Raw genomic sequence first — 26,526 nt, 5'->3', positions numbered from 1 at the left:
CGGCACAGCGGCCGGCCATCAAGGAAAAGCCGGCGTTTGTCACGGATACGCCCCGGATGAAGCACTTTTGAGCGCCACGGATGTCAAAAGGTCAGCACGAAGCAGGCGCCGCCGCCAGGTCTCCTGGCGTGGCGCACAGTGCCGCCCAATCCATGCACCAGCTGGCGAACGACGGCCAGGCCGACGCCGCTGCCGCCGTCGCGCGTGGTGAAGAAGGGCGTGAAGATGCGCTGCTCCAGCCCCGGCGTCACACCCGGGCCGTTGTCGCTGACCGTCAGCCGCAGCCGCGCACCTCGGCTCAGCGTGGCTTCGATGCGCAGCTGCGGTGGTGGCGATTGCGGCCGGCCGGTGCAGGCCTGCAACGCGTTCTGTGCCAGGTTGATCAGCACCTGTTCCAGCTGCGCAGCGTCAGTGCGCAGGGCGAGGTTGGCGGGTTCGACCGTGACACCGACCTCGCCATCGGCGGCTTCCCAGGCGGGGGCGACCAGGCGCTGCACGGCCTGCAGCAGTGGCAGCAGCGCCGTGTCCGCCAGCGTCGGTGCCGGCGGCTGGCTGACGCTGCGGTAGCGCTCGACAAAGGCCTGCAGATGCGCCGCCCGCCGTGCCAGCGTCGCCAGGGCGGCTTGCAGCTCGTCGGCCTCACCCGCTTCCAGCAGCGCCGGCGCGCTGGCGGCCAGCGAGGCGATGGGCGTCATCGAATTCATGATCTCGTGCGTCAGCACCTGCACGAGCTGGCGCCAGGCGACGAGCGTCTCGGTCTCCAGCTCCGACTCGATGGGCGCCAGCGCCGCCAGCCGCCAGGCCTGGCCCTGAACGGTCAGCGCGGACACGGCCAGCACGGCGCGCTCCTGGCCATGCTCGGTGGGCAGCGTGACGACACGCCGTCCGGGCTCGGCATCCAGCAGCGCGAGCAGCGCCGTGGGCTCTGCCGCCCGGCCGGGGGCGATGAGGCGGCGGGCGGCGGCGTTCAACGCCAGTGGCGGGTTGCCGGCCACCAGGCGCCAAAGCGCCAGCGGCGCGTGTTCCAGCGCGGCGTCGAGATCAGGCCGGGGTGTCGGCGGCGGGTCGGGAGGCGGCGGCTTGGGCTGGTGGGCCAGGCGAGTCAACGCGGCCCAGCCGAAAGCGGCGGCGAGCAGGCCGGCCAACGCGCAGCCGACGAGGACACGGGGCGAATCCAGCGCCGCGACGGCACCTGCCGAACTCGCGGCCAGCACCAGCGAGGCAGCCACGACACGAGCGCGATCAAAGCCCATGCTTGTCCAGCTTGCGGTACAGCGCCGCGCGGCTTACGCCCAGCAGCTTGGCGGCGTGGCTGATGTTGCCGTCGGCCTGAGCGAGGGCCGCCTGCACCGCCTCGCGCTCGCGCTGGGCCAGATCCAGTCCGGGCTCGGCGGGCGCGGGCGCGAACGAGTCGGGCAGGCCGAAGTCGGCGAACGTGAACACCGGCCCGCGCGTCAGCAGCGACGCGCGCTCGCAGGCTTGGCGCAGCTCACGCACATTGCCCGGCCAGCGGTAGGCGGTGAGCCTTGGCAGCGCATCCGGCTCAAGCTCGACAGGCCGCGTCTTTGCAAACTGCGCCAGGTAGTAGCGCAGCAGCAGCGCGATGTCGCCCGTGCCGCGCTCGCGCAACGGCGGTACGCGCAGCACCACGGTGTTGAGGCGATACAGCAGGTCGGGCCGGAAGCGCCGCGCGTCGAACAGCTCGGCCTCGGCCACGTTGGTCGCGGCCAGCACGCGTACGTCTACCGGCACGGGCCTGTCGCTGCCCAACGGCGTGACCTCTCGGCGCTCCAGCGCGGCCAACAGTTTGGCCTGCTGGGGCAGCGGCAGGTTGCCGATCTCGTCGAGAAACAGCGTGCCTCCCGCCGCAGCGACGAAACGGCCGGGCCGCGATTCGCGTGCGTCGGTGAAGCTGCCGCGCTTGTGGCCGAACAGCTCGCTTTCCACCAGCGCCTCGGGCAGCGCGCCCATGTCGACGGCCAGCAGCGGCCCGGCGGCGCGTGGCGAGGCACGGTGCAGCGCGCGGGCCACCAGCTCCTTGCCCACGCCGTTCTCGCCGAGGATCAGCACGCTGGCTTCGCTTGCGCCCACCTGCGCGATCTGCGCGCGCAGCGACTGCATCGCGGGGGAATCGCCCAGCAGCTCTCCGGCAGCGGGTGCCGGTGCGCGCCGCGCCAGCGCGGCTTGCACGCAGGCCACCAGCCGCTCGTTGGGCCAGGGCTTGGTGATGAAGTCCACCGCGCCGGCCTTCAGCGCCTGCACCGCCAGTTCCACCTCGGCATAGGCCGTCATGACGACGACGGCCGGCGCGTCACGGCGCGCGACGACTTCGCGCAGCAGCGCCAGCCCCGTTGCGCCATCGCTGGCGCCGGGCGTGAAGTTCATGTCCAGCAGCAGCACGTCCGGCCGTGTCTCGTCCAGCGCGGTCGTCAGCTCGGCGGGGGAGTGGCGCACGGCGACAGTCGACAGCCTGCGCAGCGCCAGCCGCGCGGCCAGCGCCACGTCGGGGTCGTCGTCGAGGATGAGGATCATGGGAGGGCGCGACTCTAAGGGGCGCGACGGGGCCGGGCAAGGCGGTGTCCGGAAGCGGACAGTGCCGGTGTCCGCAAGTGGACATTCATCGCGCGTTCCGGCCCGTCTCTCCTGGGAAAGCCGCCTGGCCCGCCTCTTGCAAAAAGAGCTGCCATGAACCTGCTTTCCCCCATCCCCTGGCGCGGGGCCTGGCGCCAGTTGCGTGCCGAGCCCGGCCCGGCCGCCCTCGTCATCGCCGGCCTCGCGCTGGGCCTGGCCCTCACGCTGCTGACGGTCGGCTTCCTGCGTGACGTGCTGCGGCCGCACGCAAACCTGCCCGAGGCAGACCGTGTCATCGCCTTCGAATGGAAAACCCGTTCACCCGGCGGCGGCCAGAGCGATTGGAGGAACGAGATCCCCAACACGCCGCTGAGCCGGGCGCTGCGCGACACCGGCGCGCCGGTCGGCGCGATGAGCCGCTTCATCTCCGTGCCGCTGCTGTGTCGCGCCATCGACGCCCAGGGCGCCACCCACCATGCGCGGCTGGCAACGGCGCTGGTCGATCCCGACTTCGAAGCCCTCTTCGGCGTGCGGCCTCTGGCAGGTGACCTGAAGGCCGCTCTGACAGCGCCTGAAGGGATTGCGCTGACTGAGGCTGGCGCCAACAAGCTGTTCGGCAGCACCCAGGTCGTCGGCCGACCAGTCGGCGCGCTGATAACCGTGGACGGCGACGACGGTCAGCCTCAGTCGGTCGAGCTGACGCTGACCGTCATGGCCGTGCTTCCCTCGCCCAGCCTGAATTCTTCCGTCATCTACGAGGCGCTGGCCGGCTTCAATGCGCCGCCCGCCAAGGCCTTTGTGGAGCGGGCAAGCATGTGGAGCTGGGGCAACGGCCACCTCTATGCCCGCCTGCAGCCCGGCGCCACAGCTGGCCAAGTCGGAGCATTGGCAGACCGCCTGCTGCAGCAGCAGCCGCTGCCGCCGGGGCTGCCGGCCGACTTTCTGAAGGGCGGCGGTAGCTTTGCAACCTTGCGCGCGCTGCCTGTGCTCGACCTTGGACTGCATGGCGCCGGCAGCAAACAGCGCCGCCTGCAACTCGGCAGCCTGGGGGCAGCGGCGGGGGGCGTGCTGGCGCTCGCCGTCATCAACTTCATCAACCTGTGGAGCGTGCGCACGCTCAAACGTCAACGGGAGATCGGACTGCGCAAATCCATGGGCGCCGGAGCGCCAGCGCTGGCGGCGCTGTTCTTCGTCGAGGCGCTGGCCGTGGCAGGACTGGCCGGGGCTCTCGGCCTGCTGCTGGCCTGGTGGGGCACGCCTGCGGTGTCGGTGTTGATGCAGCACAGCTTTGACGCGCCCGTGCTGGCGCCAAGCATGGTTGCGTTGACTGGACTGCTGTGCGTGGCCATCGCGGCGCTGAGCGCGCTGCCGCTGACGCAGATCGCGCTGCGGGTTCGGCCCGCCGAATCACTGGCCGGGCGAAGTCACAGCGAGGGCGCGGCCAGCCGCTGGCTGCGCCGGCTGATGACCACCGTGCAGTTCGGCGCCGCGGCGCTGTTCACGGCCGTGGCGCTGACGGTGGCCTGGCAAAGCCGGCATGTCGCCGACATGCCGCGCGGCTTCGACGTGCAGGATCGCATCGCTGTCGACCTGCCCTGGGAGACCCGGCCTGCGCAGACGACGGCGCTGCTGGCGCGCATCCACAGCTGGCCCGAGGTTGTCGCTGCAGCGGCCTCCGAGGATGTACCCGGTCGCGAGTTCGGCGAGTGGTACATCGACTACACCGGCCCGGGCGGCCAGGCAATCCCCGTGCGCTCCGGCGTGAGCTTCACACCGGGCTATCTAAAAGTTTTCGGCATGCGCGTGCTGGCTGGGCGGCTGTCAGCCGACCACCGGGCCGAGGTGGCGCAGAACGGCGCCGTGCTGGACCGCAGCGCCGTGCGCGCGCTGGGATTTGCCAGTCCCGAGGTGGCCATTGGACAAAGCGTATTCGATGAAGGTAAGCCGGTCCGGGTGGTGGCAGTCATTGACGACATTCGCATTGAAGGCCCCCGCAGCCGGACCATGCCGCACATCCTGACCCCGGTGGTCGAGCGCGGCTTCGGCGTCATCAGCGTGCACAGCCGCAACCCGGCCGAGACGCGCCGCAAGCTGACCGCTCTCGTCAATGACAGCCTGCCCGACGCCCAGGCACAGGTGCTGTCGGTGCGCGAGCAGCAGGCGCGCGCAATGGCCGAGGACGTGCGCATCGGCCGCCTCATCGCCATCACCAGCGCGCTGGCGCTGCTGCTGGCGGCTGTGGGCATCTACGCGCTGGCCGCCTACACGCTGCGCCGCCGCGAGCGCGAGATCGTGCTGCGCAAGCTGCACGGCGCCGGGGCGGGTGCGGTGGCGGGGCTGCTGGTGAAGGAGTTCGCGGGCGTGCTGGCCGCGGCCTGCGTCGTCGCGCTGCCGGTGGCGGCCTGGGTCACGCAGTTCTACCTGAGCGGCTTTGTCGAGCGCGCGCCGGTGGGACCGGGCTCGCTGTGGGTGCTGCTGGCGGCTGTGGCGCTGCTGGCGTTGGTGACGGCGGTGGCCGTGGCGCGGCATCTGCATGCGGCGCTCGCGCTGCGGCCGCTGCAGGCGCTGAGAGGTTGAGCGGCGATGGGTGACATGGCCAATCACGCGCATATCTCCGGCGCCGCGATGGACCGCCGCGTGGCCGTGCCCCGTCGCTATGGGCTGATCGCGCTGGCCATCGTGGCATTGCTGGCCTGCGTCCTGCTGCTCGCCTGGTACTGGCCGCGGGGCGTGCCGGTGTCGCGCGCCGATGTCGAGATCGCAGCAGCGAAGAACGGCCCTTTCCGCGACGTCGTCGTCGGCCGCGCGACCGCGCAGCCGCTGCAGTCCGTGCTGCTGGACGCGACCGAGGACGGCCGTGTCGAGCAGGTGCTGGTGAAGGACGGCGAGCGCGTTGAGGCCGGCCAGTTGCTCGTCGTGCTGAGCAGCACGCAGCGCGCGCAGGAGCTGATGGCCCGCTCCAGTGAAGCCGCGCAGCAGCTCGCCAACTTCTCGACGCTGCGCGCCGCGTGGATGCAGGCCCAGGCGGCGCAGCGCCGCACGCTGACCGAAAGCCAGTTCGAGCTGGAGCGCGTGCGCCGCCTGCACCTGCGCAACAAGGAGCTGGCGGCCACCGGCTTCCTGTCGCCGTCGGCGCTGGAGGATTCGGCCGACAAGCTGTCGATGGCCGAGCGGCTGTTCGCCCAGCAGCAGGCCGATGGCCGCGAGGAACTGGCCGTGCGCGAGCAATCCGTGCGGGCCATGCAGCGTGCGGTGGCCGACCTCAACAAGCGGCTGGACGCGATGCGCACCGCCAGCGAAGGGCTGGCCGTGCGCGCGCCGGTGGCGGGCCGCGTGACGGGCCTGGCGCTGCAGGTCGGCGAGAGCGTGCGCATCGGCACGCGGATCGCGCGGCTCGACAGCCTGGGCCGCTTCAAGCTGGACCTGCGGCTCGACGAATTTCACCTGGGCCGAGTGCGCGATGGTCTTGCCGCCACGCTGACGCACGGCGGGCGGGACTACCCGTTGCGCGTCGCGCGCATCGACCCGCAGGTCAAGGACGGCCGCTTCAGCGCCGAGCTCACCTTCGACGCCGAGCCGCCCGCGCTGCAGGTGGGCCAGGGCTTGGACGTGCACCTCACGCTGGGCAACACCCAGCAGGCGCTGCTGTTGCCGGACGCCGGCTTCTACGCCGACACCGGTGGCGCCTGGGCCTTCGTGCTCGACGCAAACGGCCGCCATGCGCCGCGCCGCGAACTCAAGCTCGGCCGCCGCGCCGATGGCGTCATCGAAGTGCTGGGCGGCCTGCAGCCCGGCGAGCAGGTGGTCGTCTCCCCTTACCGCGCCTTTGCTGCAGCCCCTTCACTCCAGATCGACTGAACCATGTTCCAACTCAAGCACCTCTCCAAGACCTTCCACACTGGTGACATCGAGACCACCGCGCTGGACCGCATCGACCTCGACATCGAGGCCGGTGAATACCTCGCCATCACCGGCCCCTCGGGCTGCGGCAAGTCCACGCTGCTGGGCATCCTCGGCCTGCTGGATGCACCCAGCAGCGGCGAGTACTGGTTTGATGGCCACAACGTGGCGGGTTGGACGGAGAAGCAGCTCAACACGCTGCGCCGTGGCCGCATCGGCTTCGTGTTCCAGAGCTTCAATCTCATCGACGACCTCAGCGTGGCGGAGAACATCGCGCTGGCGCTGGAATACGGCGAGCTGCCCTCGCGCGAGCGGCGTGCGCGTGTTGCCGAAGTGATGGAGCGCCTGGGCCTGAGTCACCGCGCCGGTCATCGGCCCAGCCAGCTCAGCGGCGGCCAGCAGCAGCGCGTCGCCATCGCCCGCGCCATCGCAGCCCGCCCGGCGCTGCTGTTGGCCGACGAGCCCACCGGCAACCTCGACAGCGCCCACGGCGCGGAAGTCATGCGCCTGCTGCGCGAGCTGAACGCCGACGGCACGACGCTGGTGATGGTGACCCACTCGCTGGAGCATGCGGCGCAGGCGTCGCGCACGCTGCGGCTGCTGGACGGGCGGGTGGTGGTGGATGCGGTGAGTGCGCTGGCTTGATCATGCGGCATTAATGAATCGAGCAGTCGCCAAGCCGATTTGGAAGGCATCCACGCCGGCGAGCGGCAACGTTGGCGAGCGGGACTAACACGCTGAGGGTCGGACCGACACCTATTGTTCGCACGAGTGCCGCGGTGCCGGGCTACTCGGCGGATGTGCGAACAAATGCCCGAATCGAACGTCTCGAGGATGCTAGCGCTTGGTTGGGGTCTGGGTCGGCGACGCTTAGACCCTGTGCGACTTCGGCGCAATCAGCACGCCGTTGTTTCAGCCGCAAGCATGGCCGCTCAATCAAAAACCAGCTGGCAGCGGCCAACCCAGCGGCCATCACGTAAACGGCTGGCAGCATTAGCCACACATTTGCCTGAGGCCAGTAAGCACTGGCCAAGTTCTGAATCGGCCAGCCGTACAAATAGATGCCGTAGGACAAATCGGGCCCGTTGTTGAGTCTAGCCAACAGCGGCAAATGCCAATGAGCAAGCGCAAATAGCAAATAGCCGCCGAACCAGATCAGCGCCGGCTCGGCAGCATGCGGCCAAAACATGCACGCCGACAATATCGTCAGCGCCAACAAGACGCTGCGTCGGGTGGGCGCGATATGGTCTCTGTAGAGATAAAAGCAGCCACCAGCGAAAAAACATGACATCAGGCGCCAGAGCGGGTGCTCCCAGTAGGTGTACGGCAAATGTGGTTCCAGCCCATGCACAAGGCGCTCAGCCACCCAGACGCTAAAGACGACCACCGTCGTCATCGTCCAGACAAACTTAAAACGAGCACCAGCGACGACGCCCGTGGCCAGCACCGCGACGTAACAAAAGAACTCCCATCGGATCGTCCACATTGCACCGTTGAGTTCAGGATGGGGTCTGCCAGAAAACACGGGTGGTGTAGCCGGTGGGAATAAGGTGACCAAGCTTTTGACGAAACGCAGTACCGAGAACTCGCTCCAATAGGCGGATGTGCTTGCAAGCGCCAGCGGGCCCACGATCAGGGCGCACACCATGCTCGCCACTGCAAAAGCGGGAAAGATCCGCAGCACCCGATTTCTCAAGTAGGCGAGCACTTGAGGTTGGCGTTGCCAACTCTGCGTAATGAGGTAGCCGCTCAATAGAAAAAAGCAGTCCACGGCGAGTTCGCCAAAGCTGAGCGTGCCAAAGACGCGCGTCAACAGTTCGCGATGCCGGTCACCATCATGCAATTCCGGCGCATGCGACACGATGACCAGCGACGCCAAAGCAAGCCGCAAGACATTGAAGTTATTGGTCCGGTGTTCGGACATATCTACGAGCGCTCCCTGCCCCGTCAGTTGTTCGTGCATTGTTCATGCCGTTGAAATCGAATCCAGCGGTCAGTTGCATCAATTTGTGCGTTAGGGATTTGCAGCGGAGCGGCGGTCGAGACCATCGAGAAGTTCAATGTCAAAGCCCAACGGATAAGGCTGCTTCTGCCTTGTCCGCATCGGTCGTGAAGCGGCGCACGTGAACGTTGGCTTGCCGCGCGCTTACCTAAGCGGTTCGACGGCTTAGGCCCCGTTCGGCTCCCGAACGGGCTGCGCTGTCAATGGCGCGCTTAGGATGCCGGCTATGCACCCCCTAGTTCGTGGCCTAGCTGGCCTTGTGTTCTGCTGCGGGCTCGGCTTGGCCCGCGCAGACGCTGGCGTCGGCCCGCTGGAGGTGCAATTCCGCAGCGTGACGGTGCCGCAGAACTCGGTGCCGGCGATCTCGCAGGACCGGGCCGGGTTCATGTGGATCGCGACGAACAAGGGCTTGACGCGCTACGACGGCTACCGGCTGCGGCCCATCGAGTTGGCCGGCGACACGACGGCCAAGCGCAGCCTGGGCTGGGTGCGCGCAATGGCGCCCGCGGCGGACGGCCGCATGTGGATTGGCACGGAGTTCCAGGGCCTGGTGGCCTACGACCCCGACCAGGACCGCGTCGAGGCGCACGGCAGCGCCCAGGGAGGTACGGGCCCGCAGCCGCCCATCCGCGCACTGGCCACCGGCCGCGACGGCGCCGTCTGGGTGGGCACCGTGGGCCGCGGCCTGTACCGCTACGACCCCGCCGCCAATCGCTATGAAACCCATGAGCTGACCTGGCGCGGCCAGCCCGAGGCGCGCGTGCTGGCGCTGCGCGTCGGTTCCGATGGCGTCGTCTGGGCCGGCCACTGGCGCGGGCTGGCGCGCTTTGTCAACGGGGCGTGGGAGAACCTGGCGCTGCCGGACCTGCCTGAACTTCAGAACGGCATGCCCGTGCAGGCGCTGGCGGAGGACCGCGCCGGCCGCATCTGGCTGGGCACGCAGGGCGGGCACCTGGGCGTCGTCGAGCAGGGCCAGGTGCGCTGGGTGCAGGCGCTGGGCATGCCGATCAATGCACTGGCCGAAGACGCCGACGGGCGGATGTGGGTGGGCGGCAAGGTCGGCTTGTTCTGGATCAATCCGGCCAGCGGCGCAGTCGAGGCGCGGTTGCGCCAGGACCCGCGCCGCGCGATGGGCCTGGCCGGCAACGACATCAGTGGCCTGCTGCGTGACAAGAGCGGCGCCATGTGGGTCAGCGGCTATGGCCTGGGCGTGCAGCGCCATCTCAACCACCCGGCCCTGGCCGTGCGCGGCCCCGATGCCGACCTGGCCAGCCCGCTGGCCGAGGCCGATGTGCGCGCCGTGCTGGCGCTGAAGAACGGCGAGGTGCTGGCCCCGACGCAGACCGGCCACATCGCCCGCCTGGACGGCCGACCGGGCCGCGAGCTGGCGACGCTGGGCCCGTGGCCGCGCGAGCGCCGCAGCGTCGTCGAGATCATGGCCGAGGCGGCCGACGGCAGCATTTGGATGGCGGCAGCCGGGCGGCTTGAACATCGCGCCGCCGACGGCCGCCTGCTGCGCGACTGGCCGCTGGACGGCGGCCGCGCCCAACAGCTGCTGCTGCGCCCGGACGGCAGCGTCTGGTTGGGCATGCAGGAGGGCCTGTACCGCCTGCCCGGCGTCACGGCGGCGGCGCTGGAGCGCGTGCATCCGCTGGGCGGCGCGCTGCACGGCGGCGTCTATGTGGTGCGCCAGGCGCCCGACGGCAAGCTCTGGGTGGGCGGCCAGCAGGGCCTGTTCCGCGAACGCGCGGCTGGTGACGGCGGCCTGCAGGTCGTGCCTCAGGCGCCCGCGCAGGCGCTGGCCAGCCCCATCGTCATGGGCCTGCTGTGGGGGCGCGACGGGCGCCTGTGGGTGGACACGCCGGTCAGTGGCCTGCACCGGCTGAGCGGCTGGGACGCCGAGGGTCAGGCGCGCTTCGAACGCATCAGCGAGCGCCACGGCGCGGAGGGTGTGTTCGGCGGCAACCTGCACGAGGACGATCAGGGCCGCATCTGGAGCCAGCTCTATGTCTACGACCCGGCGGCCGATCGGCTCGACAGCTTCGGCAGCGCCGAGGGCGCCAACTTCGGCAGCTTCTGGTTCTTTGCCAGCACCGAGCTGCCCGGCGGCGGCCTGCTGTTCGGCGGCAGCCGCGGACTGCTGCGCGTGCTGCCGCATGCCTGGCGTGCGCTGCCTTCCAACCCGCCGCTGGTGCTCTCGGGCCTGCGCGTCAACGGCCAGCCTTACGAGCAACCGCGCAGGCCACGCGACGGCCTGCGGCTGCCGCCGGCCAAGCGCAGCTTGTCGGTGGAGTTCGCCGCGCTGGACTATGCCGACCCGGCGCGGCTGCGCTACGAATACCGGCTGGAAGGCCTGAACAGCGACTGGACGCGCGTGGACGCCAGCGGCCGCAACCCCAGCTTCGGCCCGCTCAAACCTGGCCAGTACATGCTGCAAGTGCGCGCCACTGCCCACCATTCGCTGTGGGGCACCGAGCAGCTGCAGCTGCCCATCACGCTGGAGCCGGCCTGGTGGGAGACCACGTCGGCGCATGTGGGCGGCGTTCTGGCCGGCCTGATGGTCATCTGGGGCTGGATGCGCTGGCGCACCCGCTCGTTGCGCCGCCGCGAGGTGGCCCTGCAGGCCCTCGTCGACGAGCGCACGGCCGAGCTGCGCGAGCTCAGCCTGACCGACACCCTGACCGGCTTGCGCAACCGCCGCTACCTGGACCTGCGCCTGGACGACGACCTGCGCCTGTGCCTGCGCCGCTTCGAGACACCCGGCTATGAAGGCGTGGGCGATGGCCCTGGCCCCGACGCCGACCTGCTGCTGCTGCTGCTGGACCTGGACCACTTCAAACGCATCAATGACGTGCACGGCCATGCGGCCGGCGACGCCGTGCTGGTGCAACTGGCCGAGCGGCTGCGCCAGGTCTTCCGCGAGACCGATTCGCTGGTGCGCTGGGGTGGCGAGGAGGTGCTGGCCCTGGCCCGCGAGACCGAGCGGCGCGACGCCGCCGAGCTGGCCGCGCGCGTCTGCGCCGCCGTGCGCGACAAGCCTTTCGAGATCGGCCCGGGCGAGACCGTGCAGGTCACGGTGTCCATCGGGTTCTGCGCCTTCCCGCTGGACCCGCGTCACCCGCGGCTGTGGGACTGGCGCGCCAGCCTGGCGTTGGCGGACTCGGCGCTGTACGCGGCCAAGGCGCAGGGGCGCGACGGCTATGTGGGCGCCACCCGCGCCAATGGCCTGTCGCCCCGCGAAGCGCCCGAGGGCCTGGAAGCCTGGCGCAGCGAGAAGCGCCTGCAGACGGCCAGCAGCGCCGCCGCCACCGTCAACCCAGCTTGAACAGGCGCTGAAGCGCTGCCGGCAGCTCGGCCCGCCAGGCCGCCTCGTTATGGTTGGCCTCGGCGGCAATGTTCAGGCTGACTTGCTCGGGCGGCAGCAGGCGCACCAGCCGTCTGTGCATATGACGCGTCTGCCCGGCCATGCTGCCGCCCTCCCGCCCACCGCAATAGAGATGGATGCGCGTGTCGGCGGGCAGCGAGGCCTGCGCCGTCACGTCGAAGAGCTGGGGCGCCGCCCAATACGACGGGCTGAACAGCCCGTAACGGCCAAACACATTGCCATGGCTGAGCAGGGCCGCATGGCTGATGAGGCCGCCCAGCGAGCTGCCGATCAGCGCCGTGTCCTGGCGCTCCGGCCGAGTGCGCCAGCCGGCGTCGATGAAGGGCTTGGCGGTCCGGGCGATGAAGTCGAGATAGGACGGCCCCTCGGCCTTGCCCAGGCGGTCGTGGTCGTAGGGCGCCATCTCGGTGTTGCGCTTGTCGCCGCCGTTGTCGATGCCGACGACGATGGCTTCGAAGCCGGTCTGCGCGGCCAGCTGCGCCATGGTTTCGTCCACACCCCATTCGCCGGCATAGCTGGTGGCGGCGTCGAACAGGTTCTGGCCGTCGTGCATGTAGATGACGGGGTAGCGCTTGGCTGGCTCGCTGGCGTAGCTGGCTGGCAGGCAAAGGCGCAGCGTGCGGCTGCGATCAAGCCCCGGCATGGCCAGCGGCGTGGGCAGAATCTGCACGCTTGGCAGCGCCGTGGACTCGGCGGCCCGCAGCGGTAGTGCGGACAGCAGAGGCAGGGCGAGGAGGAGGCGGCGTTGCATGAATGCAGGCTAACCGACGCCACGAAATCTGCCGCTCGTCATGGATCGAATTGCGGCGTGAATCGGGTCTGATCCCCTGACCGTTCGCGCCCGGCCGGTGACACACTCGCCCCCCATCGCATGGGAGGAGACTGGCGTGTCGAAGAACACAAACGGGCCATTCAGGCTGACTCGCCGGCGCGTCATCGGCAGCGGCAGCGCGGCGGTGACGCTGCTGGTGCATGACCTCGCACTGGCCTTCAAGCCGCCCGGCGTGAAGACTCCCGGGGTGCGCCCGCAGCCGCTGGACACGCCCGTGCAACCGCGCGTGCCGCCGGGGGCGCCCGACTGGTCCGGCGCCCCCGGCAAGGCACGCTTTCGCATCGACGGCCTGGCCAAGGTGACGGGCCAGAAGATCTATGCGCGCGACTTCCGCGCCATCGACATGCCGGGCTGGCCGCAGGCCGAGCGCATGGCCATGATCCTGCGCGCGACGCAGCCCGGTCTTGCCTTTGCCGGCCTGGAGCTCGGCCGGCTGGCCGACGCCCAGGCGCTGCCTCTGCTGACCATCACGCAGGCTCCGCTGGCCGGATTTCCCTGGCCGCAGAGCGACCTCGCGTCGCTGAACCTGCAGCTGCCTTTTTCTACCCAGGGCGCCGATGGCGTCTATCAGCTGCTGGTGCCGGTCGGCACGGCGCCGCAGTTCTATGGCCAGCCGGTGGCCATCCTTGTGTTTGCGGACAGCAACATATACCGCCGCGCCAAGCGCGCGCTGCAGTTCCAGCCCGGTGTCGTGCTGACCGGCGCCGCGCCTCCCCCGCCTGCCACGCCGCCTGCCACGGCCTACAACCCGGTCAACTACTTGACGCGTTATGAGGCGCCGGGCGTGGCGCCTTTCTCGCAGGTGCAGGTCGGCTACGCCTCCGACCCCTTTGCACCCGACAGCAGCAGCCAGCCCTACAACACCACGGCCAAGGCGCTGCGCGTGCGCATCGACGCCGTGCTGCAGGCGCCCAGCCCGGCTGTGCTGCAGTTGGGGGGCACCTACAGCACCCAGGTGCTGGACCCGATGTTCATGGAGCCCGAGGCCGGCCTTGCCTGGTTGGACCGCAACAAGCCCGGCACCCTGCACCTGGTGCTGGGTACGCAGGCCACCAATGGCGATGCGGGGGACAGTCTGGCGATGTTCAGCAAGAGCCCCAAGGTCGCGGTCAAGACTGTGGTGCTGAACTCCTGCTACCCCGGTGGCGGCTTTGGCGGGCGCGACGTGTCGACCTTCCCGGCGCTGCTGGCCGTCACCGCGGCGCTGGCCGACGGCCCGGTCCGCATTGCCCAGGACCGCTACGAGCAGTTCCAGGGCGGGTTGAAGCAGCTGGCGTCCAACATCACGCAGCGCATCGCGGTGGATGCGAAGACGGGTGAGTTCCTCGCCTTCGGCAGCCAGCAGGTGCTGCCCGCCGGTGGGCAGAACAACTACAGCCAGTTCGTCGCCATGCTGGCCGCCTACTGCGGCCTGAGCGGCTACGACATCAAGCAGGCCTACGTGGACGCCATCGCTCAGCCCAGCACTGGCGTCGTCGCCGGCTCCATGCGCGGCTTCGGCGGGCCGCAGGCCAGCTTTGCCGTCGAGACGCTCGTGGACGAGGTGGCCGTGGCGCTCAAGCGAGACGCTATCGAGCTGCGCGAGATCAATGCGTTGCGCCAGTTCGACCGCACCATCACCGGCGCGCCGTTGACGCAGGCGATGTCGCTGCGCGACATCTGCCGCCGCGCGCGCGCGCACCCGCTGTGGCGCGAGCGCGAAGCAGTGAAGCTGCGCAAGGCCCGCGAAGGCGTGCGCTACGGCGTCGGCTTCGCGCTGGCCAACCAGGCTTATGGCACCGGCAAGGATGGCGTCATGGCCGAAGTGGCCCTTGCACGGGACGGGCGCCTGATGGTGCGCACCAATTGCGTCGACATGGGCAATGGCTCGGCCACGACGCTCGCCATCAGCACGGCCTCCTGGCTGGGCTGCAATGCGGATGACATCGTCATGGGCGATGTCGGCAGCTTCCACGCACTGCAACTGGACAACACGCCCGGCGGCAACTGGAGCGACCCGCACTGGACGGCCAGCTTCAGCATGTCGAGCAGCGCCTGCCTGACGGCCTTCCACCAGGTTCATGTGACGGAGCAAGCCAGCCGCGTGCTGTTCGAGGCCGGCCTGTTGCCGGCCGCCGCGGCGATCTGGGGCGTGCCGCTGGCGCAGCTGCAGGGCAAGACGCGCTGGGAGGCGGGGCGCCTCGTGGGGCCAGGCCTTGCGCCGTTGACGTTGGCCTTGCTGGCCGCCAAGGCGCACGCGAGTCAACTCACCACCGCCACCATGGTGCATGGCCTGTTCGAAGGCGCCTGGGTGTCGGCCACCTATGCGGTGCCAGCCGGGCCGCCGTTGCTGCTGCCCATCGACGGCCTGTCGCTGCGCACTGGCGGCCGGGCCGACTGGACGCCTGTGCTGCGCCAGCACGTCGTGCCGCCCAGCCCTGAGGCGGCGCTGTATGGCCGCAGCCTGTATGCGCCGTCGGGGGCGCTCGTGGCCATCGAGATCGGCCCGCGCAGCTTCGAGCCGCGTGTCGTCGCAGTGGAGCTGATGGTCGACGCCGGCAAGGTACTGCAGCGCGATCTGCTGGTCGGCCAGGCCCAGGGTGGCGTGGCGATGGGCATCGGCTATGCATTGCTGGAGGACCTGCCGTTGGAGGCGGGGGGCGCCGGGGATGGCCGGTGGAACCTGGATCGGTATCAGGTGGCGTTGTCGGCCGATGTGCCGTTGGGGCGGCTGAACATCACGACCTTGCCGAGTGATGAGTCGACGGCCAAGGGGATCGCCGAGGCGGTGTTGTGCCCGATTGCGCCAGCGATTGGGAATGCGATTGCGCATGCGACGGGGAAGCGGTTTCGGTCGTTGCCGATCACGGGTGCGGATATTGGGAGGGCCTTGGCATGAGTGTTTTTTTGGGTAATTCCGGCGCGGGCCTGACCGGAAACCAGCTCTCTCACGCGAGGCACGCGACATGACCCATCTCGTCCCCATCCAATTCCACGTCAACGGCCGCCCCATCAAGACCGAGGTGCCGACCGACCTCCCCCTCATCGACTTCCTCCGCGAGGAACTCGGCCTCTCCGGCACCCGCCTGTGCTGCGGCATCGGCGTCTGCAAGGCCTGCACCGTCGCCGCGCGCCGCGTGCCATCGAGCCAGGCGCAGCCGATGCTGGCCTGCTCCACGCCGGTGGTGCTGCTGCAAGGCCAGGCCATCACCACCGTCGAAGGCACCGGCAGCTTGGAAAAGCCCAGCGCCATCCAGCAGGCCTTCCTCGACCACTTCGCTTTCCAGTGCGGCTACTGCACGCCCGGCTTCGTCATGGCCACCGAGATGCTGCTCGGCCGCCTGCGCGCCCAACCCATCAGGCGCGACCAGCTCGACGGGGCGATTGAAGACGCCGTCGGCCAGCACATCTGCCGCTGCACGGGATACGCCCGCTACCACCAAGCCATCCGCGCCGTCGTGTTCGCTGAGAAAGGCCTGGTGAAGCCATGAGGGCCTTGCTGTTGCTTCTTCTCGCCGGCACCGTCCAGGCCGAGACGCTGTTCGAGTACGGCCGCCAATGCGCTGCGCAGATCAGCGAGATCCCCGCCTTCAACTGCATGGCCGGCGAAGAAATCCCGATCACCATCGACGGCAAGCCGGTGCCGCCCCAGCCTGCGCCCGCGCGCTGCGACAAACCCTCGCTGCTGCCTCAGCACGACAAGGGCAGCCAAGGCCAATGCGTGCCTGGCAGCCGCGCCCTGGTGCTGCGGGACGACACGACCGCGCAGATCAGCGCCATCTGCCGCAAGCAGGTCGCACGGGTTGCGGGCAGCCATTTGTTCGACGAGATCAACGTCATCTCCCACAGCTTGAAGGACGGCAAGACCTGCTGGTTCACCGCCAAGGCCAAGGCGCCGCTGACCGAAGGCGCGGGCATCGACGGCCGGCGGGTGCCGTCGCCCAGCACCTTGAAGCGCCCTGCGGTGCCGGCCGACAAAGTGTGGCTGACGCCCTACCAGGTCGCCTTCGAGCAGCCCGCCTGCATCAGCTGCCACGACAGCGGCCCCTTCATGTACAGCCCCTACATCGCGCAGACGACGATGCTGCCGGGCGACCCCTTCGGCTTCTATCAGCCCAAGGCCATCGGCGCGGACTTCAAGCGCGCCTGGGCCAAGCTCAACGCCTTTGGCATCACGACGCGGGGCAATACCTGCACCGCCTGCCACCGCATGGGCAACATGAATTCCTGCAAGGTCGCCATGGACCAGTCCACGGGGCGGGGCCACCAGGAGGGCGGCGACGAGTGGTCCAAGAAGTTCCCGCAATCGCACTGGATGAGCCCGGGCAACCTGCACAGCCAGGCGCAGTGGAACGAGCAGTTCGCCGACAGCCTGAAAAAGCTCGCGGCGTGTTGCGAGAACCCGCAGGGCGCGGGGTGCAAGGTGGTGGAGTACGGGCCGAAGGCGCCGAAGCGCTGACGTTGGGCAAGGAGTGATCGATGAGATCGACCGGCATCCTGCGATCCTGGAACGACGACCGCGGCTTTGGATTCATTGCGCCAACGCAGGGCGGCGGGGAGTTGTTCGTTCATATCAGCGCGCTTTCTGGTGACGGGTCGCGGCCCGTGGTGGGCGAGACCGTGAGCTTCGAGCTGGGCCGCGGCAAGGACGGCAAGCCGCAGGCGGTGAAGGTCGTTCGCAGCGCTGTCGGCCCCGCGCAGCCGGCAGCGCGTATGAGACGTCCGCCGGACACACCGTCGCATTCGGGCAAATTGCCGGGACAAGTGTTGGCCCTCTGTCTTCTGGGAGCCTTGGCGATGTGGGGCTACGACTACTACAAGGCCGAATCACACCGGCGTGCCCTCGAAGCCATGCCCCGGATGTCGGCGCCTGTGCAGCCGCCGGCAACGGCCGCGACTTCCGGCTTCCGCTGCGACGGCCGGGCCCACTGCTCGCAGATGACATCCTGCGCCGAGGCGACGTGGTTCATCAACCACTGCCCCGGTACGCAGATGGACAGCGACCATGACGGCGTGCCATGTGAGCAACAGTGGTGCGCAGCGGTGGGGACGCGCTAGCGCACAAACCGCATCAGCCTTCCTCGGTACTCCGGTCGCCCCGCCTCCGCACTCAACAGCGTCTCGCTGAACTCAAACCCCAGCCCCGCCATCCGCCGGCCGAACGCCGCCCGGTTGCCGCGGTTCGGGTCGACGATCAGCAGCTCGCACCTCGACAGCGCATGCCGCTCGATGAACGCCGCCAGCGCGCCGCCGTCGTCGCGTTCGTAAAGCACATCGCTGCCGATGATCAGGTCGAAGCGGCCCTGCAGGCGCGGCGCGCCGCCGTCGGCGATCACCGCGCTCTCGCTCCAGTCGCCATGGCAATAGCGCATCGGTGCGAGCTCGTTCAAGCGCAGGTTCTCCAAAAGAAACACGCCCGCCAGCGGGTGGCTGTCGCTGGCCGTCACCTCGGCGCCGCGGCGGTGGCACACCAGGCTGGCCAGCGCCAGGCCGCAGCCGATCTCCAGGATGCGCTCGCCGTCGGGCAGCGCCCGCACGGCCATCGCGGCGGCCAGGTGCAGACCCGAGGGCCAGACCTGGCCGAACAGCGGCCATTGCGCCGAAGAGATGCCCAGCGCCTCGGCGGCGCCGGCGCGGTCGGCGAACTGCTGGTGGTCAAGCAGGGAGCGGATCTGCAGGTCCGCCGCGCCCGCGATGGCGAGCGTCTGGACCTTGACTTGGTAGCCGGGCATGGCGCCCTGTCTGCCGGTGAGGGCGTGACCAACGTGGATCGGCGCAATGCGACACGGGGAGGTCAGCGCCACCGCAACGTGGTTGCGGTGACCGGGTGACAGGCCGGCGGGGCAGGACGGAAGCGACCGAGTGTAGGGACAGGGGCTGTGCCAGGCGCGCCGCCGGCCGCGGCGCCGCTCAGCTCATCAGGTCGTAAGGCCCACCGCGCTCCAGCGCCTTCTTGTAGCCGGGCCGCGCATGGATGCGGGCCAGGAAGTTCATCAGCTTGGGGTACTGCGCCAACGGGCCGCGCGCGGCGGCGGCCTCGACGGGAAAGCTCATCTGTACATCCGCCGCCGAGAACTCGGCGCCGGCGAACCAGGGCCGTGCGGTCAGCTCGCCCTCCAGGAACTTCAGCTGCGCGTCAATGTTGGGCTGCACGAAGCTGCCCAGCACCTTGTCGGCGATGCCCTTGGCAATCGGCTTGACGAAGAAGGGCATCGGCGCGCGCTTGACCTTGTTGAAGACCAGCTTCATCACCAGGGGCGGCATGGCCGAACCCTCGGCGAAGTGCATGAAGTAGCGGTAGTGCAGCAAGTCCTGCTCGCCGGTCGGCTTGAGGCGGCCATCGCCATAGCGGTCCACCAGGTACTCCAGGATGGCGCCGCTTTCGGCGACCGTGAGGGCGCCGTCGGTGATGACCGGACTCTTGCCGAGGGGGTGCACCTTGCGCAACTCCGGCGGCGCCAGCGAGGTCTTGGCGTCGCGCTGGTAGTGCTTGATCTCGTAGGGCAGGCCCAGCTCTTCGAGCAGCCAGAGCACGCGCTGCGAGCGGGAGTTGTTGAGGTGGTGGACGGTGATCATGCGGCCGAGTGTAGGCAGATGGTGCTTGCCGATGCCGCACCGCGCCCGCTACGCTCGGGCGCCAAACCGGGGAGGTGTCGCATGGGATCGTGGCCGTCGCTTGAAATTGCCAAGCTCGTCGTCGGCGTGCTCACGCCGCTGTCCGTCGCGCTGCTGGGCTGGCTGTTCAGCCGCCAGCTCAAGCGCCTGGACCTGAGCAACTGGACCAACCAGAAGCTCATTGAGAAGCGCCTCGTGATCTATGACGAGATTGCGCCGCGGCTGAACAAGTTGCTGTGCTTCTTCACGTGGATCGGTTACTGGAAGACGGTGTCGCCGGCCGAGGCCATCCAGGCCAAGCGCGAGCTGGACCGCACGCTCAACATCTACCGCCACGTCTTCGAGCCCGAGGTCTACGAGGCCTACCAGGACTTCATCCACGCGCTGTTCGAGACCTACACCGGCGCTGGCCAGGACGCGCGGCTGCGCGCGCTGATCTTCGGGCCGGACGGCGACCGCCGCAGCGACTGCGGCTACACCTGGGACGAGGCCTGGACCGTCAGCTTCAGCGAACCCGGCCGGGCGGCCGGCAAGCCGGAGGTGCGCGCCGGGTACAAGGCGCTGATGGCGGCGCTGACCCGGTCGCTCGGCGTGGCGGCACCGAGCCCCGCCTCAGCCTGAGTCGTGTCAGGCCTGGGCCGGCGCCTGAACCGGCGTGTCGTCCGGCGCCAGCAACCGCCCGAACACGAGCTTCACCACCAGCAGCCCCACGCCGGCACAGGCCACCAGCACGGCGTGCAGGGCCCAGAAGTTGGAGCCGTTCATCACCTCCAGCAGCCCCGCCAGCCAGCCGACGAAGAGGTTGCCGAGAAAGAGGTGCAGGTAATAGATGCCGATCATCACGCCCTGCAGCCCGCGCGGCGCCACGCGCGAGTAAAGCGCCAGACCCACCGGCATGATGTTGGCAAAGCCGATGTTGTTGACCAGCGCATAGGCGAACGACCAGAGGATGCTGATCCGCGCGCCGCCGTCCTCAATGGACAGCGCCGGGATCATCAGCAGCGCCGGCGCGCCGGCCGCGACGAAGCAGCCCAGCGCCATCTTGGTGACCTCGTCCGGCTCGCGCCGACGCGCGGCCCACCAGCGCCAGAAGGCCAGCGAGGCCAGCATGGTGCCGGTGCTCAACGTCGCGTCCACGGCCTGCAGCCAGGTCACCGGCACGGTGAACCCGGCCACCACCATGTCCATGTGCTGCTGGGACCACAGCGGGAAGCCGTTGTTGTACTGCTGGTTGCCGACGATGGACAGCATCAGCACCGGCAGGATGGCCACCAGCAGCGCCACCTGCAGCAGGCCGCGCCGCCCGATGGGCGGCTGCGGGGCGGCAGCAGCCTTGGCGGCGCCGCGCGGCGCCTCGGGCGGGAGCCAGCGCCGGCCGGCCAGGTAGACGAACAGGCCGATGACCATGCCCACGCCGGCCGAGCCGAAGCCCCAGTGCCAGCCCACCTTCTCGCCCAGCGTGCCGCAGACAATGGGCGCGGCGATGACGGCGACCTGCACCGCCAGCATGAAGATCTGGAAGGCGCTCGCGCGGCGCTTGTCGCCCGGTGCGTACAGGTCGCCCACCTGCGCCGCGATGTTGCCCTTGAAGCAGCCCACGCCGAGCAGCAGGCAGCCCAGTGCCGGCAGCAGCGCGGCCTCGAAGGCCATCAGGAAGTGGCCGGTGGCCATCAGCACCGCGCCGATGACGACCGTGCGCGTGCGGCCCAGCCAGCGGTCGGCGATCAGCCCGCCGAAGATGGGCAGCAGGTAGACCAGACCGACGTAGAGGCCGAACACGGCCGACGCCAGCTGCTGCGGCGAGCGTGGCCCGGTGACGTTCTCGATGGCCGCGCGCAATGCATCCATGCCGGCCACCTGGCCGATGTTGGCCGGCATGAACAGGTAGTTGCTGAGGTAGAGCACCAGCAGCGCCTGCATGCCGTAGTAGCTGAAGCGCTCCCACAGCTCGCAGAAAGCCAGCCAGCCCAGGCCGCGCGGGTGGCCCAGGAAAGCGCGGTCGTCGCGGTCGAGCGGGTTGCCAGGCACGGCGGCAGAGACAGAAGCGGACACGGCAGGCCAGTTCGAGTCGGAAAGCGGCGACTGTTTCGGATTGACCGGCGCATGGCAAGCCCGATTAGCCCTGAACAAATGCAACGTGCATTGACACGTGCGTGATACAGGCCTTGCGCATGCTGCCGGCATGAGAACCCTGCTGCGCGCCGCCCTGCTCGTCGTCACCTCGCTGATCACCGCCTGCCGCGCGGGCGAGGCCCGCATCCCCGACGGCGGCGCGAGGATCGGCGGCCTCGTCATCGAGGCGCTGCAGCGCAGCGGTCGCAACTTCGACGCCAATCAGGGCTTCACGACGACGGACTACGTCGAGTTCCGCGTGCTGCACGGCGGCCGCGCCATTGCGGTGGAAGGCGACTTCGGCAAGCGCTCGCCCGACGTGCGCGACGCCTGGGTGCTGGTCGGCGCGTCACGGCCGGCGGTGCTGATGGGCAGCTCGGGCTGGACGCTTGTCGCCGAGCATGAAGGCCGGCTGGAGGTGACGCCGCTCACGCCTCACGGCAGCGGAACCACGGTCCAATGGATGGATTGGCCCGAGGGCCTCGGCCCCGCTCACCACAGCCGTCTGCGCACAGACGCCAAAGACCCGCGCCGCCTTGAGGGCGGCCGCCGTCTGCTGATCGGTGACCAGGTGGTGCTGGATGTAGACACCCTTCAATGGCGCCGTCTGGACCTGCGTGTGCCGCCGGGCTACAAGGACAGCGGCGTTGCCCCCACGCTATGGCCGGCCGCTGGTGGCGCGCTGGTGAGGCTGTATGCGGGCGAGGCGAACTCGCCGCACGACGCGCTGCTCGTGGTCAGCGATCCGGCCACCGGCGGCAGCCGCACGCTCGCCTTCGACCTGGGCACCACCGGCCGGCCTGGCTTCGCCAGCCCCGACGCCGCCTGGCTGGACGAGCATTTCGAGCTCGTCACCGGCCCGGACGGCGAGCGGGCGTTGAGCCAGCGTGCGGGCAGGACGCCACCGGCGCCGTGGCAGTTCCGCTACCAGTTCGGCGCGGCGGCGCCCGTCGGCCCGGAAGGCCCCGTGCAACGACTGACCCTGGCGCCGGTGCTGCCGTCCATGCTGCAGGCGGCGCTTGCGTTGTCGCATGCCGAACTGAAGACCAAGGACATGCCGCTCCGGACCGGCGATCCGGCAGGGCCCGGCTTTGCGCGCGTGAGCATGTGGCTCGCGCCGATGGTGTTCCGGTTCGACGCGGCGACGCAGGCACTGGTCATCGTGTCGGAGGACGGCAGCAGCCCCCTGGACGCGCTCGCCGCGGTGCGCGAGGTCGGCAGCCTGCTGGCGGACCGGCTGAACGACGGCAGCTTGCGCGCGCATCTGGCGGACCACCGGCGTTGAATGCCGGCGGACTTGGGAGTCGCAACTCCACAATGCCGCCCATGACGTCCACCCCGCGCATCCTTGTCACCGGCGGCAGCGGCTACATCGCCGGCGTCCTGATCCGCCAGCTGCTGGCTGCCGGCTGGCAGGTCCACACCACCGTGCGCGACCTGGCGCGCGAGCCCGCATTGCGCCAGATGCTCGGTAACGACACCGGTGCTGTGCAGGATCAGTTGCGCTGCTTCGCCGCCGACCTGATGCACGACGCCGGCTGGGCGCAGGCCGCGGCGGGCTGCAGCCACGTGGCCCACCTCGCCTCGCCACTGCCGGCCGGCGTACCGCGCAACGCCAACGAGCTCATCGTGCCCGCCCGCGACGGCGCGCTGCGGGCGCTGAAGGCCGCGCGCGATGGCGGGGTGCAGCGCGTCGTCATGACTTCGTCCGTCGCGGCCATCGCCTACGGCCACGGGCCAGGCGAGCACCGCTTCACCGAAAGCGACTGGACGCGACTCGAAGCGCCGGGCATCCCGCCGTATGTGCAGTCCAAGACGGTGGCCGAACGAGCTGCGCGCGACTGGGTTGCGCAGGAGGGCGGCGGGCTGGAGTTCTGCACGGTCAACCCATCCGTGGTGTTGGGGCCGGTTGCCAGCGCCGACTACTCGGCCAGCGTCCTGATCGTGCGCAGCCTGCTCGAAGGCCGCATCCCGGCCTTGCCCAACATCGGCTTCGGCATCGTCGACGTGCGCGACGTGGTCGAGCTGCACTGGCGCGCATTGACGGCGCCGCAGCGCATGGCCAACGAGCGCTTCATCGCCTGCGGCGGCTTCCTGTGGCTGCGCGAGATCGCTGCAATCCTGCGTGCGGAGCTGGGTGACGACGCGCGGCGTGTGCCGACGCTGCAGATGCCCGACTGGGCCGTGCGCCTGCTGGCCAAAGTCAGCCCGACGGTACGGGCCGCCGCGAGCGAGCTGGGGACGGTGCGCCACCAGGATTCGACGCACGCGCGGGAGGTACTGGGCTGGGTGCCAAGGCCACCAAGGGAGACCATCGTCGCGACGGCGCGGGATTTGATTGCGCTGGGTGTGTTGTCGCGCTGAACGCAAACTTACCCGCAGCCGGCCTTTCGATGTGCCGTACGCAGTTCAAACAATCGCTGCTGGGCAGCACTCCGCTGCTGGGCTGACTCGGCAGCACGCTCGGTCGCCTCGTTTGCCAGGACTTGCTGGTCCCAGATGCGGCACTGACGTTGAACTTCGGGGCTCAGCCGCTGCCGGCGGCCAGCCAAATCAAGCTGCTGAGCATTCATGCCGGTCAACGGCTTCGCGGCTTCAGCAAACTGCTCTCGCTGCAACTCTCGTTGTACATCCCGGCCCTTGAGCTCCTGACCTGATGATTTGTTGAGTCCACGCGTCGGTGCTACTTCTAATTTCTTGGCGCCGAGGCAGGGTGAATCTGAGTAATAGACCTGCTTCGCGTCCTCGCACTTGTAAACCGTACGGCTTGGAGCCGGGAGACCTTGGGCAATAGCGGTCGCACCCGACGCAATCAAACACAGAGTCAGGACCTTCTTCATGGCCGCGCTACCTTCCCCGCCTTTGCCACAACGGCTTCTTCCCCTTGAGCTGCCTTTCGATCCCGTCGTTCAGCCGACCACGCAAGTCGATGACCGCCTCGACATGCCCGAACACCTCGGGAAAGCGCAGGTCCAGCCACAACCACAGCGTGCATTGGCGCAGCGCCTGCTCCATGCGGTCCAGGCGGCTGTGCTCGTCGACGTCGTCGAGGAACCAGGGCGTGCCGGCCTTGCCGGTGCGGGCGTGGCTGGTCGCCCAGGCCTGGAACTGCTCGACCACCTGGGGCAGACGGTCGTCCACCGGCGCCTGCGCGTAGCGGAAGCGCTCCTGCAGCGGCAGCGAGCCGGCGCAGCGGTCCAGCATCTCGGCCAGGCCCAGCATCTGCTCCAGCTCGGCCACCTCGAAGTGGGCGTCGTCCAGGCGCAGCTGCTGCATGAAGACATTCAGCACCTGCTGCAAGCTGTTCACGCCCAGGCGCTGAGAGATCGTCTGCACATGGCGCCAGTTGGGCGCCACCGGGCACTTGAAGTCGCGCGGCGCGCGTGGCTCCTTGGGCAGCAGCTCGCGCAGCGTCTTCATCGCGTCGGCCTCGGCCTCCTTCAGCACGCTGACGAAGCCCTCGTCGTGCAGTCCGTAGCGGCCCGCCCGGCCGGCGATCTGGTGCACCTCGCTGACCGTCAGCTCGCGGTCTGCCACGCCGTCGTACTTGGTCAATGTCGAGAACAGCACGCGGCGGATCGGCAGGTTCAGGCCCATGCCGATGGCGTCGGTGGCGACCAGCACGTCGGCGGCGCCCACCGCAAAGCGCTCGGCCTCGCGACGGCGCACCTCGGGCGGCAGGGCGCCGTAGATGACGCTGACCGAGCGGCCGCTCTGGCCGATCTGGTCGCGCAGCATCAGCACGTCGCGGCGGCTGAACGCGACGACCGCGTCGCCCGCATGCAGGTGCGACATCGGCACCGGCGCCGGCATCAGCTGCACCTGCTGCTTGCGCTCGAAGATGCGCTTCTCGGGCTTCTCGCCGCACAGCAGCAGCAGGCGCTCGATGGCCGGCGCGGCATAGGCCGACGCAATGATGATGAGCTCGCGCGCCGGCACGCCGACGATGGCCTGGGTCCAGGCCCAGCCGCGCGAGTCGTCGAAGATCATCTGCGCCTCGTCGATGACAGCCACGTCGATCTCGTCGCGCGTGTTGACCATCTCGATGGTGCTGCTGACGACGCGCGAGTTGGCGGCCGGCACGTTCTCCTCCCCGGTCAGCAGCGAGCAGGGCACGCCTCGGCCGACCAGCCGGTCGCGGCCCTCCAGCGCCAGCAGCCGCAGCGGCGCCAGGTAGGCGCCGTCCAGCGCCTGCGCCAGCCGCTCGAAGGCCGAATACGTCTTGCCGCTGTTGGGCGGGCCGAGGTAGAGCGTGACCTTGCGGCCCAGCTTGCGCGCGGCGTCGAAGCTGTCGGGGTAGCCCTGGAAGGCCAGCTCGCGACCCAGGCTGGCCAACGTGCTCTGCTCCTCGACCTGCTGCTCCCAGCGGTCCTGGGCTCGGGTCAGCGCGGCCTTCAGGTCTTCGTAGGGCATGGGCACGCTGCATTCGGCCTGCAGGCGCGGCAGCAACGAGGCCAGCTGGCTGGCGTCGCCCATCGCCTCGCTGCGCGCGACGAGGTGGTTGAGGTGCAACGTCAGTTCGGCCGTGTACGAGTACTCGGGTGCTTGGCCCAGCGCCTGCCTCAGCGCGGCCGCATCAGCATCGCGGAAGAAGGCCCAGACGGGCTCCTCGGGCACCGGCACGCGGTGCGACAGGTCGATGCGCCAGCCCTCGTGCGCCAGCAGCAGCGGGTGCACGCACAGCCGCGTGAACACCAGGCCTTCGCGGCGCAGGCCCATGCTTTCGAGCTGGTGCAGGCGCTGCAGCATCTGCGTGCGCAGCGTGTTGGTCTGCGGCGTGGCTTCCAGCTGGGCCAGCGCGACCGGGATGTGGGCGGGCAGGATCCAGCGGCTGGGCCGGCCACCGCCGGCGGCGCGAGAGATCTGGATGCAGCCCATGCGGTCCAGCGCTTCGTCACTCCCGGCGTGGCTGCCATCGTCCAAGTCGGCGGGCACCAGCACCTGCGGCAGCGCATGCGCTGCCTGGCGGATGCGGGCCCAGTCTTCGGGCGCCAGGCCCGCAGGGAAGCGGGCGGCATGGCTGGGTTGCGGGAGGGGAAAGGCCGGAGCGGGCGGCTTTGCCGGCTTGATGGCCGGAGATGAGGGGACTTCTGGATTCACGGCGGAAGTGGAACACAGGCGGACCGACTA

General features: G+C 69.5%; 20 protein-coding genes. 11 read left to right on the top strand and 9 right to left on the bottom strand.

Going from position 1 to position 26,526, the window contains the following annotated elements; genetic code table 11:
- Window positions 1-83: 83 nt before the first annotated feature.
- Window positions 84-1,253 (bottom strand): PAS domain-containing sensor histidine kinase, encoded by a 1,170-nt coding sequence (locus tag ASC81_RS13455; protein WP_082536505.1) that lies wholly within the window; start codon window positions 1,251-1,253, stop codon window positions 84-86.
- On the bottom strand, window positions 1,243-2,532 hold the full coding sequence (locus ASC81_RS13450; RefSeq protein WP_056267891.1) for a sigma-54 dependent transcriptional regulator: 1,290 nt from the start codon (window positions 2,530-2,532) through the stop codon (window positions 1,243-1,245). Before ASC81_RS13450 ends, ASC81_RS13455 begins: the two co-directional genes overlap by 11 nt.
- A gap of 153 nt (window positions 2,533-2,685) precedes the next feature.
- On the opposite strand from ASC81_RS13450, the gene ASC81_RS13445 reads away from it, so the two are divergent.
- The 3 genes from ASC81_RS13445 to ASC81_RS13435 are packed head-to-tail and all read left to right on the top strand — an operon-like array spanning window position 2,686 to window position 7,116.
- Window positions 2,686-5,148, top strand: coding sequence for an FtsX-like permease family protein (locus tag ASC81_RS13445; RefSeq protein ID WP_056267889.1), 2,463 nt, complete (start codon window positions 2,686-2,688; stop codon window positions 5,146-5,148).
- Between the two features lie 15 nt (window positions 5,149-5,163).
- The gene (locus ASC81_RS13440; protein ID WP_162245901.1) at window positions 5,164-6,429 is read left to right on the top strand and encodes an efflux RND transporter periplasmic adaptor subunit; all 1,266 of its coding nucleotides are present in this window, start codon (window positions 5,164-5,166) and stop codon (window positions 6,427-6,429) included.
- 3 nt (window positions 6,430-6,432) lie between these two features.
- Window positions 6,433-7,116, top strand: coding sequence for an ABC transporter ATP-binding protein (locus tag ASC81_RS13435; RefSeq protein ID WP_056267885.1), 684 nt, complete (start codon window positions 6,433-6,435; stop codon window positions 7,114-7,116).
- Between the two features lie 142 nt (window positions 7,117-7,258).
- Here the strand turns inward: ASC81_RS13435 and ASC81_RS13430 are convergent, their stop codons facing one another.
- Entirely contained in the window at window positions 7,259-8,434 is a 1,176-nt protein-coding gene (locus ASC81_RS13430) for an acyltransferase (protein ID WP_056267883.1), read from the bottom strand.
- 319 nt (window positions 8,435-8,753) lie between these two features.
- Here ASC81_RS13430 and ASC81_RS13425 point away from each other — a divergent pair, with 319 nt between their 5' ends.
- Entirely contained in the window at window positions 8,754-11,798 is a 3,045-nt protein-coding gene (locus tag ASC81_RS13425; RefSeq protein WP_162245900.1) for a ligand-binding sensor domain-containing diguanylate cyclase, read from the top strand.
- On the opposite strand, the gene ASC81_RS13420 is transcribed toward ASC81_RS13425, so the two are convergent.
- Window positions 11,785-12,609: an alpha/beta hydrolase gene (locus ASC81_RS13420; protein ID WP_056267877.1), complete on the bottom strand. Its 825-nt coding sequence runs from the start codon at window positions 12,607-12,609 to the stop codon at window positions 11,785-11,787. The two genes, ASC81_RS13425 and ASC81_RS13420, sit on opposite strands and share 14 nt — an antisense overlap.
- A 136-nt stretch (window positions 12,610-12,745) precedes the next feature.
- On the opposite strand from ASC81_RS13420, the gene ASC81_RS13415 reads away from it, so the two are divergent.
- From ASC81_RS13415 to ASC81_RS13400, 4 genes are all read left to right on the top strand, one after another.
- Window positions 12,746-15,568, top strand: a complete 2,823-nt coding sequence (locus tag ASC81_RS13415) for a xanthine dehydrogenase family protein molybdopterin-binding subunit (RefSeq protein WP_056267875.1) — start codon at window positions 12,746-12,748, stop codon at window positions 15,566-15,568.
- Between the two features lie 67 nt (window positions 15,569-15,635).
- Window positions 15,636-16,160, top strand: a complete 525-nt coding sequence (locus tag ASC81_RS13410; RefSeq protein ID WP_056267871.1) for a (2Fe-2S)-binding protein — start codon at window positions 15,636-15,638, stop codon at window positions 16,158-16,160.
- Window positions 16,157-17,128, top strand: a complete 972-nt coding sequence (locus tag ASC81_RS13405; RefSeq protein WP_056267869.1) for a hypothetical protein — start codon at window positions 16,157-16,159, stop codon at window positions 17,126-17,128. The genes ASC81_RS13410 and ASC81_RS13405 overlap by 4 nt, the downstream gene beginning before the upstream one ends.
- 20 nt (window positions 17,129-17,148) lie before the next feature.
- A complete protein-coding gene (locus ASC81_RS13400; RefSeq protein WP_056267866.1) occupies window positions 17,149-17,727 on the top strand; it encodes a cold shock domain-containing protein in 579 nt (192 codons plus the stop codon).
- Here ASC81_RS13400 and ASC81_RS13395 read toward each other — a convergent pair.
- Complete coding sequence (locus ASC81_RS13395) at window positions 17,724-18,401, bottom strand: methyltransferase (protein WP_056267862.1); 678 nt, start codon at window positions 18,399-18,401, stop codon at window positions 17,724-17,726. The two genes, ASC81_RS13400 and ASC81_RS13395, sit on opposite strands and share 4 nt — an antisense overlap.
- Before the next feature lie 178 nt (window positions 18,402-18,579).
- The gene (locus tag ASC81_RS13390) at window positions 18,580-19,245 is read right to left on the bottom strand and encodes a glutathione S-transferase family protein (RefSeq protein ID WP_056267860.1); all 666 of its coding nucleotides are present in this window, start codon (window positions 19,243-19,245) and stop codon (window positions 18,580-18,582) included.
- Window positions 19,246-19,326: 81 nt separating this feature from the next.
- On the opposite strand from ASC81_RS13390, the gene ASC81_RS13385 reads away from it, so the two are divergent.
- Window positions 19,327-19,905 (top strand): hypothetical protein, encoded by a 579-nt coding sequence (locus ASC81_RS13385; RefSeq protein ID WP_056267857.1) that lies wholly within the window; start codon window positions 19,327-19,329, stop codon window positions 19,903-19,905.
- Window positions 19,906-19,911: 6 nt separating this feature from the next.
- Here the strand turns inward: ASC81_RS13385 and ASC81_RS13380 are convergent, their stop codons facing one another.
- The gene (locus ASC81_RS13380) at window positions 19,912-21,336 is read right to left on the bottom strand and encodes a peptide MFS transporter (protein WP_200946844.1); all 1,425 of its coding nucleotides are present in this window, start codon (window positions 21,334-21,336) and stop codon (window positions 19,912-19,914) included.
- Between the two features lie 130 nt (window positions 21,337-21,466).
- Here ASC81_RS13380 and ASC81_RS13375 point away from each other — a divergent pair, with 130 nt between their 5' ends.
- Window positions 21,467-22,681: a hypothetical protein gene (locus tag ASC81_RS13375; RefSeq protein ID WP_056267851.1), complete on the top strand. Its 1,215-nt coding sequence runs from the start codon at window positions 21,467-21,469 to the stop codon at window positions 22,679-22,681.
- Between the two features lie 41 nt (window positions 22,682-22,722).
- Window positions 22,723-23,760 carry an NAD-dependent epimerase/dehydratase family protein gene (locus tag ASC81_RS13370; protein ID WP_056269006.1) on the top strand — a complete coding sequence of 346 codons (1,038 nt, stop codon included), beginning with the start codon at window positions 22,723-22,725 and terminating at the stop codon, window positions 23,758-23,760.
- Between the two features lie 8 nt (window positions 23,761-23,768).
- Here ASC81_RS13370 and ASC81_RS27060 read toward each other — a convergent pair whose 3' ends face one another.
- The gene (locus tag ASC81_RS27060; protein WP_156392088.1) at window positions 23,769-24,236 is read right to left on the bottom strand and encodes a hypothetical protein; all 468 of its coding nucleotides are present in this window, start codon (window positions 24,234-24,236) and stop codon (window positions 23,769-23,771) included.
- A gap of 7 nt (window positions 24,237-24,243) precedes the next feature.
- On the bottom strand, window positions 24,244-26,496 hold the full coding sequence (locus ASC81_RS13365; RefSeq protein ID WP_235533658.1) for a helicase-related protein: 2,253 nt from the start codon (window positions 26,494-26,496) through the stop codon (window positions 24,244-24,246).
- Between the last annotated feature and the right edge of the window lie 30 nt (window positions 26,497-26,526).

This window comes from Pelomonas sp. Root405, assembly GCF_001425165.1.
Lineage (GTDB): Bacteria > Pseudomonadota > Gammaproteobacteria > Burkholderiales > Burkholderiaceae_C > Pelomonas.
The sequence above is the reverse complement of the archived record's forward strand: the minus strand, read 5'-3'. Positions and strand labels throughout refer to the sequence as shown.